This is a genomic window from Streptomyces sp. bgisy100 (assembly GCF_057709105.1).
Genome location: NZ_JBYITE010000027.1, coordinates 43,013 through 57,433 on the forward strand (window position 1 = coordinate 43,013; position 14,421 = coordinate 57,433).

The 14,421-nt window shown below is 71.5% G+C and carries 12 protein-coding genes; 6 read left to right on the plus strand and 6 right to left on the minus strand.

Translation table 11 applies throughout. The features are described from left to right. Positions 1 to 257 precede the first annotated feature (257 nt). Positions 258 to 1,406, plus strand: coding sequence for a sensor histidine kinase (locus AC3EQ1_RS18970; RefSeq protein ID WP_432095504.1), 1,149 nt, complete (start codon positions 258 to 260; stop codon positions 1,404 to 1,406). Next, positions 1,403 to 2,071 carry a response regulator gene (locus AC3EQ1_RS18975; protein ID WP_432095505.1) on the plus strand — a complete coding sequence of 223 codons (669 nt, stop codon included), beginning with the start codon at positions 1,403 to 1,405 and terminating at the stop codon, positions 2,069 to 2,071. Before AC3EQ1_RS18970 ends, AC3EQ1_RS18975 begins: the two co-directional genes overlap by 4 nt. Positions 2,072 to 2,223: 152 nt before the next feature. Here the strand turns inward: AC3EQ1_RS18975 and AC3EQ1_RS18980 are convergent, their stop codons facing one another. After that, positions 2,224 to 3,525 (minus strand): M6 family metalloprotease domain-containing protein, encoded by a 1,302-nt coding sequence (locus AC3EQ1_RS18980; protein WP_432095506.1) that lies wholly within the window; start codon positions 3,523 to 3,525, stop codon positions 2,224 to 2,226. A gap of 369 nt (positions 3,526 to 3,894) precedes the next feature. Between AC3EQ1_RS18980 and AC3EQ1_RS18985 the strand changes: the two genes are divergently transcribed. After that, positions 3,895 to 4,539, plus strand: a complete 645-nt coding sequence (locus AC3EQ1_RS18985) for a TetR/AcrR family transcriptional regulator (protein WP_432095507.1) — start codon at positions 3,895 to 3,897, stop codon at positions 4,537 to 4,539. A 183-nt stretch (positions 4,540 to 4,722) separates the two neighbouring features. After that, positions 4,723 to 6,240: an MFS transporter gene (locus AC3EQ1_RS18990; RefSeq protein ID WP_432095508.1), complete on the plus strand. Its 1,518-nt coding sequence runs from the start codon at positions 4,723 to 4,725 to the stop codon at positions 6,238 to 6,240. 385 nt (positions 6,241 to 6,625) lie between these two features. Here the strand turns inward: AC3EQ1_RS18990 and AC3EQ1_RS18995 are convergent, their stop codons facing one another. After that, on the minus strand, positions 6,626 to 7,126 hold the full coding sequence (locus AC3EQ1_RS18995; RefSeq protein WP_432095509.1) for a MarR family winged helix-turn-helix transcriptional regulator: 501 nt from the start codon (positions 7,124 to 7,126) through the stop codon (positions 6,626 to 6,628). A 238-nt stretch (positions 7,127 to 7,364) separates the two neighbouring features. Beyond that, entirely contained in the window at positions 7,365 to 7,919 is a 555-nt protein-coding gene (locus AC3EQ1_RS19000) for a GNAT family N-acetyltransferase (protein ID WP_432095510.1), read from the minus strand. A gap of 164 nt (positions 7,920 to 8,083) precedes the next feature. Here AC3EQ1_RS19000 and AC3EQ1_RS19005 point away from each other — a divergent pair, with 164 nt between their 5' ends. After that, on the plus strand, positions 8,084 to 9,139 hold the full coding sequence (locus tag AC3EQ1_RS19005) for a sigma-70 family RNA polymerase sigma factor (RefSeq protein ID WP_432095511.1): 1,056 nt from the start codon (positions 8,084 to 8,086) through the stop codon (positions 9,137 to 9,139). 321 nt (positions 9,140 to 9,460) lie between these two features. Beyond that, positions 9,461 to 11,071 carry an MFS transporter gene (locus AC3EQ1_RS19010; RefSeq protein ID WP_432095512.1) on the plus strand — a complete coding sequence of 537 codons (1,611 nt, stop codon included), beginning with the start codon at positions 9,461 to 9,463 and terminating at the stop codon, positions 11,069 to 11,071. Between the two features lie 311 nt (positions 11,072 to 11,382). On the opposite strand, the gene AC3EQ1_RS19015 is transcribed toward AC3EQ1_RS19010, so the two are convergent. The 3 genes from AC3EQ1_RS19015 to AC3EQ1_RS19025 all read right to left on the minus strand — a co-directional run bounded on the left by AC3EQ1_RS19015 (position 11,383) and on the right by AC3EQ1_RS19025 (position 14,236). Then, a complete protein-coding gene (locus tag AC3EQ1_RS19015; RefSeq protein WP_432095513.1) occupies positions 11,383 to 11,955 on the minus strand; it encodes a dihydrofolate reductase family protein in 573 nt (190 codons plus the stop codon). 176 nt (positions 11,956 to 12,131) lie between these two features. Beyond that, positions 12,132 to 12,977 carry an SDR family oxidoreductase gene (locus AC3EQ1_RS19020; protein ID WP_432095514.1) on the minus strand — a complete coding sequence of 282 codons (846 nt, stop codon included), beginning with the start codon at positions 12,975 to 12,977 and terminating at the stop codon, positions 12,132 to 12,134. 116 nt (positions 12,978 to 13,093) lie between these two features. Then, the gene (locus AC3EQ1_RS19025; RefSeq protein ID WP_432095515.1) at positions 13,094 to 14,236 is read right to left on the minus strand and encodes a low temperature requirement protein A; all 1,143 of its coding nucleotides are present in this window, start codon (positions 14,234 to 14,236) and stop codon (positions 13,094 to 13,096) included. Positions 14,237 to 14,421 lie beyond the last annotated feature (185 nt).

Here is a 14,421-nt window from a genome sequence, read left to right on the forward strand (position 1 = left end):
CCCGGGGCGTCCGGCCCGAGCAGACAGTCGGCGTACACCTCCAGCAGTACGGCGCCCCGCGCCCTTCTCCCGGGGGTGCATGCGGGAGCAGGGACCGGTGCGGGAGCACGGGCGGACCGGGAGCTCCCCACCCCCGCACCGCCGCGGGCCCCGCCGACCGCACCGCGCGATCGGGCGGCACCGGGTGCCGTCACCGCCGCCGTCACCCGGCCCGTCCCCGCGGGCGGGGCGGGTGAAGATGATCTAGCGTCGGAGGTATGCATCGGCGCTCGGACGACTGGCTGCTGGCCGGTGCCGTGTTCGCGCTGGTCCTGGCCTTTCCGGTGCTGGTCGAGGGGGAGTCCCCGGAGCCCGGCCCCGCGCTGGTCGCGGCCGCGGCCTGTGCCGCGCTGCTGGTCAGGCGGTCGTATCCGGTGGCCGTGCTGGCGGTCACGGTGGTGGCGACGCTCGTCCACGCGACGCTGACCGGCGCGGTCTTCCCGCTGGGCATCTGCATGATCATCGCGCTGTACACCGTGGGGCTGCTGCGGCCGCTGCGCTGGGCTGTGGTGCTGGGCACGGTGTCCACGGTCGTCGTCTACTTCACCGCGGAGCTGGTGGACCGGATCCCGCGGTTCCAGCTGCACAACGGCATCCAGCTGGGCTGGTTCGTGGCGGCGGTCGCCGCCGGGATCGCGCTGAGCAGCCAGCGTCGCTACGCGCGGCTCGTCGAGGAGCGGGCGATCCGCGCGGAGCAGTCCCGCGAGGCCGAGGCGCGGCGCCGGGTCGACGAGGAGCGGCTGCGGATCGCGCAGGAGCTGCACGACGTGGTCGGGCACAGCATCGCCATGATCAATGTGCAGTCGGGCGCGGCGGCCCACATGTTCGACGCCGACCCCGGAGCGGGCAGGGAGGCCCTGCGGGAGATCAACCGCGCCAGCGCGACCGCCCTGGAGGAGATCCGCACCACGCTCGGCCTGCTACGGCACGGCGGGCGGCAGCGGGCCCCGGTGGTCGCCGAACGCGGCCTCGCCGACCTGCCCGGACTCACCGAGTCCGTGCGCCGGGGCGGCCTGCCGGTCGGCTTCGAGGTGCGCGGGGAGCACCGGGAGGTGCCGTCGGTGGTCGGCTTCAGCGTCTACCGGCTCGTCCAGGAGAGCCTCACCAACGTCGCCAAGCACGGCGAGGCGGTGGGCCGGGTCCGGGTCAGCCTCGCGTACGAGCCGCACCTGCTGCGGGTCGAGGTGCGCGACGACGGGGTGCAGCGGCCCGCGCCACCGCCCGGGCCCCGGCCCGCGCGGCCCGGGGGCATGGGGCTGACCGGCATGCGGGAACGGATCGAGGCGGTGGGCGGCTGCCTGGAGGCGGGCCCGGCGGCGGACGGCGGGTTCCGGGTCCGGGCGGAGATTCCCACGGAGGCGTCATGACGGGGACGGTGCGGGTGCTGCTCGCCGACGACCAGGAGCTGATCCGGGCCGGCTTCCGGCTGCTCGTCGACGGCGACCCGGAGCTGGCCGTGGTCGGGGAGGCGGAGGACGGCCGGGGCGCGGTGTCGCTGGCCCGCAGCGTCCGCCCGGACCTCGTCCTCATGGACATCCGGATGCCCGGGCTCGACGGGATCTCCGCCACGCGGGAGATCACCCGGGACCCGGAGCTGTCGGCGGTGAAGGTCCTGGTCCTGACCACCTTCGGGGAGGACGAGCAGGTCTTCGCCGCGCTGCGGGCCGGGGCCAGCGGCTTCCTCCTCAAGGACACCGCGCCCACCGACCTCCTGGCGGCGGTGAAGGTGGTCGCCGCGGGCGAGGGCCTGCTGTCCCCGCGGGTGACCCGGCACCTCATCGAGGCGTTCGTGGCGCATCCGCACCGGTCGTACGACGTGCCCGAACTCGCCGAGCTGACCGGCCGGGAGAAGGAGGTGCTGGCGCTGGTCGGGCAGGGGCTGAGCAACGACGAGATCGCCGAGGAACTGGTCCTCTCCCCGCTGACGTCCAAGACTCATGTGAGCCGCATCCTGGCGAAGCTGGGAGCGCGGGACCGGGCCCAACTGGTCGTGATCGCCTACGAGTCCGGGCTGCTCACCCCCGGCGCGTGAGGGCGAGCGGGGCCGGCTTCCGCATCCGTGCGGCGTGTCACCGCCCGCGGGCCGGTACCGGCGCCGGGTCGTGCGGGCCGACCGCGTGCGTCAGGAAGGCCGTCGCAAGGAAGGCCGCCGTCAGAAAGGCCGGGACAGGAGGACCGGGGGAGTCACGAGGGCCGGGTGATCCGTACCCGGTGGTTGCCGGACGCGTCGGAGCCGATGACCTCCACGGTGATGCCGGTGGTGCCGTCCGCCATCCGCTCCCCGGGGGCGAACGGGGCGTCGGTCAGCTCCGCGTTCACGTTGGGCCGGGTCGTGCAGCCGTCGCTGTGCGGCTTGCTGTCCTTGACGGTGACCGGCCCCTCGCCGCTGCTCACCCCGGTGTCGATCCAGTAGACGAGGACTCCCGGTTTGCAGACGGCGGCGTCGTTCCCCTCCTGGGTGCGGACCTCGACCGCGTACCCCGTCCGTCCGGAGACCGGCACGTACACCAGCTTGGTGCCGTCCGGGCGGGCGAGCGGGCTGATGGTGTGTTCGCTGCTCCCGGTCCCGTCGGCGCAGACCACCTGCTTGCCGCCGAGCCAGCCGAGCTTGCGCTTGTGCCAGGCGAGGAAGTCGTTGTTGGCCCCCCAGTCCTCGGACATGATGTCCCAGTGGCCGGCCCGGGTGCCGCCCTGCGCGGTGTAGAGGTCGGGCAGTCCGAGGGCATGGGCGTTCTCGTGCGGCAGCACCCGGTAGGCGTTCAGCCCCGCGGTCGCCGAGCCGTCGTCCTGGCGGCTGTAGACGAACGACATGTGACCGAGGGTCACCCCGTCCGCCTGCGGGGCGTCGCGTATGCCGGCGAAGGTCACGGAGAGCACGGTGTCGAGCGCGGACGGGCCGGCGTTCGGCGTCACCAGCACGTTGACCACGTCGTACGCGCCGAAGTCGACCCGGGCGTCGGCGGCTTCCGCGATGTCCTTCGCCAGCTGCCGGTAGCCCGGCTCGTAGCTGACGCCGCGGTCCACCCCGTACTCGACGAACGAGCGGGGCATCCGCAGCCACTCCATGACCGGTGCCTCGGCCCTGTAGTCCAGCGCCCCGTAGGAGCTGGTCCGGTACCAGTCGGCGGTCGCCGGGAAGAACTCGTCGAACCGCGCCCGCGGGCTGCCCTCGCCGTGCGCGTCGGGGAAGTCGATCATGAGGTTCAGGGACCGGAGGACTCCGGTGCTCGGGCTGTGGCCCGGCGGGGTCGGCAGGCCTTCCGACATCTGCACCCCGGGGACGGTGGCGGGCGTGCAGGGGGCGTCGGGTTCGGCCCGGGTGGCCGGGGAGGGGCCCGGGGTGCCGAGGGTGACGGTGGCGGTCGCGGTGGTGGGGGCGGTGAGCCCGAGGGCGGCGACGGCGAGGAGCGCGGTGCAGCGGCGGGGCTTGCGGGGGCGGGCCCTGTGCGCGAGGGCCTCGCCTATTCGGGGGCGGTGTGGCGTCATGCTGCCGCCTTCCGGTCGGGGGCAGTCGTCCACGGCCGACCGCGCTCTGTGACCACCGTGCTGCTGCGCCCCGGCAGGTGGCGCGCCGGATGCGGCCGTCCGGGCGGAAGCCCTGCGCCGTCCGGGCGACGTTCCACCTCGGAGTGTTACGGCTCGGCGACAGTCGGTGTCCGTGGTGTGGCGCGGGTGGGGTGTGACGCGGGTCACGGCGGCAGGGTGAAATATCCGGGGACTCAATCCCCGTTAAGACGGTGTCCGGATCAAACGGGGACTTGCTCTCCGCATCCCGCGCCCACCGCGCGGCCGGACCGTCCAGCAGAGCGGGAACCCGGCGACGGGTCCGACACGACCAGGAGAGGGGTGCCGGAGTTGGCCACCACCACCGAGCAGCACCACCGGCCCCGGCTGCGGGCCGACGCGCTGCGCAACCGAAAGCTGATCATCGCCGCTGCCCGGGAGCTGCTGGTCGAGCAGGGCCCCGACATCCCGCTGGACGAGGTCGCTCGTCGCGCGGGCGTCGGCAACGCGACGCTCTACCGTCACTTCCCGGACCGCGGCGAGCTGATCCACCGCGTCACGCTGGACGTCATGTCCCGGATCGCCGACCAGGCCGAGGCCGCGCTCGCCGAGGAGACCGACAGCTTCGAGGCGCTGCGGCGCTTCGTCCACGCGGCGGCCGACGAGCGGATCGGGGCGCTCTGCCCGCTGCTGGCCGAGGGCGTCGACCGCGACCATCCGGAGCACGCGGCGGCCCGCGACCGGCTCGATCGCGCCATCGAAGCGCTGATGGACCGGGCGCGGCGGGACGGCCGGCTGCGGGGGGACATCGCCGTCGGCGACCTGATGGTGGCGATCACTCAGCTGACCCGGCCGCTGCCCGGCAACGCCTGCGGCGGCTTCGACCAGTTCATCCACCGCCATCTGCAGCTGTTCCTGGACGGCCTGCACACCCCGGCCCGCTCCGAACTCCCCGGCTCCGCGGCCACGCTGGAGGACCTCCGACAGCAGCCCTGAGCACGCACCGCCCTGCCCGGCCGGTACCGGGCGACGTCCTGCACGCACCGACCTTCCCGCGACAGGCGACCCACGTCCCCGCCCGCTTCCGCCGACCCGCCCGCTTCCGCCGTTCCTCCATTCTCCGTCCTCGCTTCCGAACGTCCCGTTCTTCCCACTCCGCACCCTGAGGTAGGCACAGCCATGCCCGATTCCGTTCCGGCACTCGATCCACGGCGCTGGAAAGCGCTCATCTTCATCGCCCTCGCCCAGCTGATGGTGGTCCTCGACGCGACCATCGTGAACATCGCGCTGCCCTCCGCCCAGGCCGACCTCGGCATATCCGACGGCAACCGGCAGTGGGTCATCACCGCCTACGCCCTGGCCTTCGGCGGGCTGCTGCTCTTCGGCGGGCGGATCGCCGATCTGTGGGGCCGCAAGCGCACCTTCCTCGTCGGGCTGGTCGGCTTCGCCGGCGCGTCGGCCCTGGGCGGCGCCGCGGTGAACACCGGGGTGCTCCTCGGCTCCCGCGCGCTGCAGGGGGCGTTCGGCGCGCTGCTCGCGCCGGCCGCGCTGTCCCTGCTCGCGGTGATGTTCACCGACGCCAAGGAGCGGGCGAAGGCGTTCGGCATCTACGGCGCCATCGCGGGCGGCGGCGGTGCCGTCGGTCTGATCCTCGGCGGCTTCCTCACCGAATACCTGGACTGGCGCTGGACGTTCTTCGTGAACATCCCGTTCGCCGTGATCGCCGCCGCCGGCGCGTACTTCGTGATCCGGGAGCCCGAGGGCAGCCGGAACCGCTCCACCCTCGACATCCCGGGTGTGGTGCTCTCCACGCTCGGCCTGGTCGCCCTGGTGTACGGCTTCACCCGCGCCGAGTCCGACGGCTGGACCTCCTCGGTCACTCTCGGCCTGTTCGTCGCCGCCGGCGTGCTGCTGGCCGCGTTCGCCCTGGTCGAGTCCCGGGTCAAGGCGCCGCTGCTGCCGCTGCGCGTGGTCACCGAGCGGAACCGCGGCGGGGTCTACGCCTCGCTGGGGCTCGCCGTGATCGCGATGTTCGGCCTGTTCCTCTTCCTCACCTACTACCTGCAGATCGTGAAGGGGTACTCGCCGGTCCGGACCGGCTTCGCCTTCCTCCCGATGATCGCGGGCATGATCACCGGCTCGACGCAGATCGGCGCCCGGCTGATGAACCGCGTTCCGCCGCGGCTGCTGATGGCACCGGGCTTCCTGGTCGCCGCCACCGGCATGCTGCTCCTGACCCGGCTGGAGGTCGGCAGCGACTACACCACGCTGATCCTGCCGGCGCAGCTGCTGCTCGGCCTCGGCATGGGCACGGCGTTCATGCCGGCCATGAGCATGGCCACGTACGGGGTGCAGCCGCGGGACGCCGGGGTGGCCTCCGCGATGGTCAACACCTCGCAGCAGGTCGGCGGCGCCATCGGAACCGCGCTGCTCAACACCATCGCGGCGAGCGCCACCACGGCCTACGCGACCTCGCACGCGGCCGGGGCGACGTCGCCGACGGCCCTGAAGCTCGCGGCGATGGTGCACGGGTACACCAGCGCGATCTGGTGGGCGGTCGGCATCCTGCTGGTGTCCTCGGCCATCGCCTTCACCTTCATCACCACCCGCGGCCAGGGCGGGCAGAAGGTCGCGGGCTCGGACGACGAGGCGCACCCGGTGGAGGACGAGGTGACGGTGCCGGTCCTCGCGCACTGACGCACGGAACGGTCGTCGCGTACGGGCCGGTCTGCGCATACGGACTGGTCTGCGCATACGGACCGGTCGTGGCATACGGACCGGTCTTCGCGTACGGATCTGTCCTCGCGTACCGGCCGGTCAGGGCCCCGCTTGCGCCGAGCGGGGCCCTTCGGCTGTGCGGGGACGGCGGCTGTGCGGGGACGGGGGGGTGCGGGGGGCGGTGGCCGGTGTGATGGCGGGCGGGGCGTGCGGTCCGGCCCGTTCCCCGTCGGTCCGGCCCGTTCCCCGTGGAGGTGCCGGTGCGGGCTCAGCGGATCCCCGGTTCAGCTGAGCCCCGGCTCAGGGGATCCCCGGTTCAGCGGATCCTCACCTCAGCGGATTCCCGGCTCCGTGGATCCCCGGGTCAGCGGAGCCAGGGAAGGTCCGCGCCCTGCTCCGGCTGGAGCCCCTCGGCCATGATCCGGCAGATCTCGCCCAGTTGCTCCACCTGGTGGGGATCGAGCCGGTCGAAGATCGCGGCGCGGACGGCGGCCACATGTCCCGGGGCCGACTTCTCCAGGACCGCGTACCCCTCCTCGGTGAGGACGGCGAGCTGCCCGCGCTTGTCGGACGGGCAGTCCTCGCGACGCACCCAGCCCTGCTTCTCCAGGCGCGCCACGGCGTGCGAGAGGCGGGAGCGGGTGATCTTGGCGTTCTGGGCCAGCTCCGTCATCCGCATCCGGCGGCGCGGGGCGCGCGCCAGGGCCACCAGCAGGCCGTAATAGACATGCGGCATGCCCGCGTCGCGCTGCAACTGGCGGTCGAGATGATCCTCCAGGAGCGCGGTCGCGTGCAGATAGGCCTGCCAGGTGCGCTGTTCGTCATCGGTGAGCCAGCGGGGCTCGTCCGCGGTTCCGCTTGTCATGGGACCACTGTACGAGGGCAGTTCTTGAAAGTTGAACAAAATGCGGGTCCCTTGAGGTGACAAGGGGCCTGTTGCGGAGTTCGCTGAGAGGGGTGGGGCGCCTGGGGTGAGTGGGATCACCTTGCGCCGCGGGGGCGTCCCTGCGGCGACCGGTCCCGGCGCCTCCCGTGCCGCGGCCGGCCCCGGCGCGTCCCGCGCCACGGAGGTTCCGGATTCCGGGCAGGGGCCGGATCCGTGATCACCCCGTCGTGCCGCGGTGCGCGTCGGCGGGCTTCCCGTCGAGGTGCTTCTCGTAGTGGGCCACGTCCAGGTACCGGCCGAACTTCCGCCCCACCTCCCGGTACGTCCCGACGTGGGAGAAGCCGAAGCGGTGGTGCAGCCGGACCGACGCCTCGTTGGGCAGGGCTATGGCCGCGTAGGCGCGGTGCAGGTCCTCGCCCGCCAGGGCCTCGAACAGGGCGGTGTAGAGGAGGCTTCCGATCCCGCGTCCGGAGGCGTCCGGTGCGCAGTAGGCGGTGACCTCGACCGAGGTTGCGTAGGCCGGTTTCGGCCGGAACGGGCTGCTCGTGGCGTAGCCGACCACACACCCGCCGCGATCCTGCGCAACCAGGAGGCGATGTGGGCCGTCTTTCGGGTAGGAGAGCAGCCACGGGCGACGTTGCCCGGCAGTGAAGGGCTCGGTGTCGAAGGTGATCACCGTCTCGCGGACGTAGTGGTTGTAGATGTCCGTCAGGGCCGCGAGGTCGCCTTCCGTTCCCGGCCTGACCTGCACGTCGGCTGTCTCGATCCGCATGGTGCCCCCCTATGTGGCCGGACAGGGTACTGCATGATCACAAAAATCGTCGGACGGCTTGGGAATTCTGTCCGGATTCCAGTCGTTGTTTCCATCGGAACGGGCATCCGATCCGGGGTGTACGTCCGTTTGACCCGCGACCGACTCATCGCAAGGGAGCACGCATGGCAACCCGTGCCGTCGCCCGTCGTCAGTCCGCCTCCACCGAGACCGACCGGGCCAACAGTGTTCGCGCTGCAGGCGGGGAGATCGCCGACCGCGACCTGGTCGGCATGTACCTCGACGAGATAGCGCGCACACCCCTGCTCGATGCCGCGAAGGAAGTCGAGCTGTCCCAGACCATCGAGGCGGGTGTCTACGCCCGGCAGATCCTCGACGGCGTGGAGGCGTCCCCCGTCGCCGAGGGGGAGGGCTCCGGGAAGGGCGAGAGCTCCGGGAAGGGTGAGGGCTCCGGGGAGAGCGCGAGCCGCGAGGAGCTGGAGGCCGTGGCTGCCGAGGGCGAGCGTGCCAAGGACGTCTTCATCCGTTCCAATCTGCGGCTGGTCGTCGCCGTGGCCCGCCGCTACCCGCGCAGCGGGCTGCCGCTGCTGGACCTGATCCAGGAGGGCAACGCGGGCCTGGTGCGCGCGGTCGAGAAGTTCGACTACACCAAGGGCTTCAAGTTCTCGACGTACGCGACCTGGTGGATCCGGCAGGCCATCACCCGTTCCATCGCCGACCAGTCCCGGACGATCCGGCTGCCCGTGCACCTGGTCGAGGAGCTCGGCCGGATCCGGCGTGTGCAGCGCGAGTTCAACCGCGAGAACGGCCGGGAGCCGGAGCACACCGAGATCGCCGCCGAGTTGGGCTCCACGCCCGAGCGTGTGGGCGACGTCCTCGACTGGGCGCGCGACCCGGTGAGCCTCAACATGTCGGTGGACGACGAGGGCGAGACCCAGTTCGGCGACCTGCTGGAGGACACGTCGGCGGCCACGCCCGAGCAGTCCGTGCTGGTGATGCTCCGCCGCGAAGGCCTCGACGAGCTGATCGGCAAGCTCGACCACCGCACCGCGTCGATCATCAAGATGCGGTACGGCATCGAGGACGGCCGGGAGCGGACCCTGACGGAGGTCGGCAAGCGGCACGGCCTGACACGTGAGCGGATCCGGCAGATCGAGAAGCACGCGCTGCTGGAGCTGAAGAAGATGGCGCGCGACACGGGCTTCGACGCCGCCGCGTAAGCCCCCTGAGCCGGCGCGCAAAGCCCCGAGCTGCCGCGTCGGCCCCCTGAACCGAACCCCGGTGCCCTCCCCCCCCGGCACCGGGGTTCGTGCTGGTGACCCGACCGGCCTGGCCCCGCCTGTGCCCGTATGGGACATCTCCTGTCCTAGAGGCGCTCTAGTGTTCGGTGCGCTCCAGGAAGTGCCCGGGAAACGCCCCGGAACCACAGTCCCGGAACCACAGTCCCGGAACCCAGCCCTGGAGCCACCGCCCTGGAGTCACCGTCCCGGAGCCACCGCCCCGGAACCGCCTGACCGGAAGTGCCAGAAAGGCCGCGCCTCATGACCACCGCCCCCGTCCCCGCCGCCGTCACGGACACGGCGTCCGCGCCACCCGACCCCCGCCGCTGGCTCGCGCTCGCCGTGGTGATGACCGCGAGCTTCATGGACCTGGTGGACGTCACCATCGTGAACATCGCGATCCCCGAACTGCGGCGCGACATCGGTGCCTCGTTCACCGCGATCCAGTGGATCACCGCGGGCTACGCCCTGGCCTTCGCGGCGGGGCTGATCACCGGCGGCCGGCTCGGCGACATCTACGGTCGCCGGCGCATCTTCCTGCTCGGCATGGGCGGGTTCACGCTGGCGTCGATGCTGTGCGGTATCGCCGCCGATCCGGAGATGCTGGTGGCGGCCCGGCTGCTGCAGGGCGCCGGCGGGGCCTTGATGGTGCCTCAGGTGCTGGCCATCATCCACGTCACCTTCCCGGCGCACGAACGGGGCAAGGTCTTCGGGATGTTCGGCGCGGTGATCGGCCTCGCCGCGGTGTCGGGCCCGCTGATCGGCGCCCTGCTCACCCAGTGGAACCTCTTCGGCCTGGAATGGCGGCCGATATTCCTGGTCAACCTGCCGGTCGGCATCGCCGGGCTGTTCCTCGGACGCCGTTTCATCTCCGAGTCCCGGTCCCCGCACGCCCTGCGGCTGGACCTGGTCGGTGTCGCCCTGGCCACGCTCGGCCTGGTGATGCTGCTGTACCCGCTCACCCGGGGCCGCGAGCTCGGCTGGCCGCTGTGGGGGCATCTGTGCATGGCCGGCAGCGTCGTGGTCTTCCTCGGCTTCATCGCGCATGAGCGGGCCAAGACCCGCCGGGACGGATCGCCTTTGGTGGAGCTCTCCCTGTTCCGGGTGAAGAGCTTCGCCGCGGGCATAGGGGTGTCGCTCACCTTCGGCGTGGTGACCGGGATCTTCTTCCTGGTCTGGACGATGTACATGCAGCTCGGCCTCGGTTGGAGCGCGCTGCGGGCGGGTCTGACCGGCGTGCCGTTCTCGCTCGCGGTGTCGGCCGCCGCGGGTGTCTCCGTGCAGAAGCTGGTCCCGAGGTTCGGTCGCAAGGTGCTGCAGGCGGGCGCGCTGGCGATGATCGCCGGACTGCTGCTCTACATCTGGGAGGCCGACCACTTCGGAACCGCCATCTCCTCCTGGCAGATGGCCTTTCCGCTGGTCGTGATGGGGATCGGGATGGGCCTGATCGTGGCTCCGCTGACCGACGCAGTGCTCTCCGACGTGCCGCGGGAGCACTCCGGATCGGCCTCGGGGCTGATCAACACCACCCAGCAGGTGGGCGTGGCGCTGGGGCTCGGGCTGGTCTCCGTGGTGTTCTTCGGAGAGCTCGACGACCTCGCGCCGGGAGCCGGGGGCCGGCCCGTGACCCCGGACGCCGTGGGCCAGGCCTTCGCTCACGCCTTCACCCACGCGCTGGGCTGGGTCGCCGGAATCCTGGGCCTGGTCTTCGTCCTGGTCTACGCGCTGCCGACGAAGGCGCGGACGGTGGGCGAAGCGGCCGGTGCGGGGGCTGCGGCGGAGGTTCGGGACGGTGCGGCGGGGGATGCGGCGGAGGTTCGGGACGGCGCTGCGGGAGATGCGGCAGGCAAGGAAGCCGCTCTGACCGGCTGATCGCTGACGGCTCGGGCCCGTCCGGTCCGAGCCGGGTGCCGCCCCGGCGGTCCGGGTGGCACCCGGAAGGCCGTAGCGGGCCCACACCTGTCCGGCTGCGCCCGTTCCGTCGTCCGGCTGTGTTGAGCGGTGCATCAACCGCCTCACGCAGTGGCGAGGCATCGCCACCCGCTCCGCGAAGACCGCCACCATCCACCGTGCCGGGCTCCACATCGCAGGCATCTTCCTCTGGTCCGCACGGTGACCCGACGTCCACTCAGCAGGACATTTCGAGGGGTGCCGCGGTCGGCCGGGTGGGTGCGGGAGTCGTGTCAGCGAACGACGTCGAACACGTTCTTCTGCAGACCGTTGGCGTACGCCTCGTGCTCGACCAGCTTCAGCTTCTGGGTGTCCTTGTCGGTGGAGCTGAACAGGCGCTTGCCCGCGCCGAGCAGGAGCGGGAAGACGAGCAGGTGGTAGCGGTCGATCAGGCCGGCGTCCGAGAGACTTCGGTTCAGGGCGGCGCTGCCGTGCACGATGATCGGGCCGCCCTCGGTCTCCTTCAGAGCGGCGACCTCGTCGAGTGAGCGCAGGATCGTGGTCTCGCCCCAGTTCGTCACCAAGTCATCCTCAGTGAGGGTGGTGGAGACGACGTACTTCGGCATCGCCTTGTAGTCGGCGAAGTCCGTCATGTCCGGCCACACCGGGCTGAACGCCTGGTAGGTGGTGCGGCCCATCAGCATCGCCGCGGCTTCCTGCTGCTCGCGGCCCTTGATGTCGAACGCCTCGGGGAGGAACTCGATGTCCTTGAAGGTCCAGCCGGAGTTCCGGTAGCCGGGCTCGCCGCCCGGGGCCTCCACGACGCCGTCGAGCGAGATGAAAGCCGTGCTGATCAGGGTACGCATCTGTGGTTCCTCGGTGTCTCGTCCGGTTTTCGGCGGGTCGGGTCGGTGGACGCTTCAGCTCCCTTTCGGCTGCGGCGCACCAGCCATGACCTATGACTGATGAGCATGAAGGTAATCATCGGTGCGCGCCCGCTCTTTCCGCGTACGCCGGAGCGAAATGCCTCCAGCGAATGGCCTCAGCGGAAGTCGTCGGCGTGGTCCTCGGCCCATTCGGCGAAGGCCCGTGCCGGAACCTCCGTGATCTCCTCCACCACCCGGTTGATCGGTTCGGGGCGGCTCATCATCCGGGCGTGGGCGTCGAGCGCACCGTCGGCGACCTCGGGGGGCCAGCCCCGGGCCAGCATCGCTTCACGTGCGGCGGCGGGCGGGATCTCCTCGAAGCCCAGCGGGCGGCCGATGGTCATGGCGATGGCGTCGACCTGCTCCCGCGTCGTCAGGGCACGGGGGCCGGTCAGGACATAGCGCCGACCGGTGTGCCCGTCCTCCACGAGGACGCGGGCGGCCACCGCCGCGATGTCCCGCTCGTGGATCAGTGGCCGCGCGAGTGAGGCGTAGGGCTGCCGTACGACACCGTCGGTACGGATCTGCTCGGCCCAGCCCAGGTCGTTGGAAGCGAATCCGGTGGGTCTGAGGAACGTCCACTCCAGGCCGGAACTTTCGATCAGACGTTCCATGGCCGCGTGGAAGCCGGTGATCGGATCCTCCTGGTCGTCACGGTCGTCCCGCACGCCCTCGGAGGACAGGTAGACGACGCGGCGCGTGTGCTTCCGGATCCGGTCCACCACCGGGGGAGCGCCGTCGGCGTTGAGGAACGGCCAGGTCAGAAAGACCGCGTCCACACCTCTGAGTGCGGCGTCCAGGGACGGTGGATCGGACAGATCGCCGCGCACGACGTCCACTCCCCGCGGCAGCCGGGCCGCGTCGGGATTGCGGGCCAGGGCCCGTACGGCGAAGCCGCCCTCCCGCAGTTCGGACACGACATGGCGGCCGACCGTGCCGGTGGCCCCGATGACAAGGATCATGACGTTCTCCTCGTGGTGGAAGGCGGTGCTTCCACCGTGCTCTCTCGACCGGGGTTGAGATCAAGAGATCGGGGCGGCGGGAGTCGGACACGGGACCGGACCTCGATCCGGGGAGGTCACCGGGCCACCGCCCGCGCCTGCCGGTGGCTCACGGTGAGGCCGACCGCGATGGACATCGCGGAGGCCAGCCCCGCCAGCAGGACGGCGGAACGTCCGGCGAACGTGCAGGCCAGCACCGCGACCGCGGTCGCCGGCAGCACCGCCTGGCCGATGCCGTGCTTGGTGAAGCGGGCGTGGAGCACCCAGACGGTGAGGAAGTAGAGCGCCGCGGGGACGGTCACGGCAGCGGAGGCCGCGGTCACGGAGATGTGTGCCTTGCCGATGGTCTGCTCGACCGCCACCTCGATGCCGGCGCCGATGGCCGCCGCGGAGCCGAAGACCAGATAGTGCCCGTACCCCCAGGGGAAGGCGGCGCGATTCGAGGTCAGCCGCTCATGGGCGGGAACCACGAAGTAGATCCACCACGCGGAGAAGATGATCAGAAGCCCGCCGGCCGCGATGGGGAGCAGATCGATCAGCTTCTCGTGCTCGTCGAGCGCGGACCGGACCGCGGTGGTCGAAGCCGCGATGGTCTCACCGAGCACGATGATGGTGAACAGCCCGTAGCGTTCGGCGATGTGGTGCGGGTGCCAGGTCGTCTGCCAGGCGCGTTCCGCCCAGGCCGGCACGGCCAGCTCGACGCAGGCCATGGCGAGGAACAGCCATGGCTTCGCGTGGTCCGGCAGGAACAGCAGGCCCGCCCAGCCGACCTGGCAGAGCGTCACGCCGATCGCGTAGCGCAGCGCCGTCGCCCGTTCCGCGCCGCGGGTGGACCAGGCGGCGCGAAGCCACTGCGACACCAGGGCGATCCGCATCACCACATAGCCGAACCAGGCGCCGTCGAAGTCGTCGTCCTCGAACGCGCGCGGCACCGAGGCGGCGAGGATCAGCACACCCACGATCTGGATCAGGGTCACCAGCCGGTACGGCACATCGTCGACGTCGTACGCGGAGGCGAACCAGGAGAAGTTCATCCAGGCCCACCAGATGGCGAAGAACGTCATCAGGTAGAGCGTGATGCCGTGCCCGGGGTGGCCTTCCGCCAGGGCGTGGACGAGACCGAGACCCGCCTGCGCGATGGCGACGACGAAGCAGAGATCGAAGAAGAGCTCCAACGGAGTGGCCGCCCGGTGCTCCTCGTTGCGGTCACGGGCGGTCATCCGGACCAGGGGAGGGGACGTGTGGCCATGGCCTGCGCCGACGGGGCCGGAACGCGTGGAGTCGCCGGAGAGCTCACCGGATGGGCCACCGGGCGGTTCACCCGGCGGGTCACCGGACGGGTCGGAGGGGGTCTGCTCGCTCATCCGTGCGCGTGCCCTTCGCTCGTCCGGCCCGGCTCCGGAGG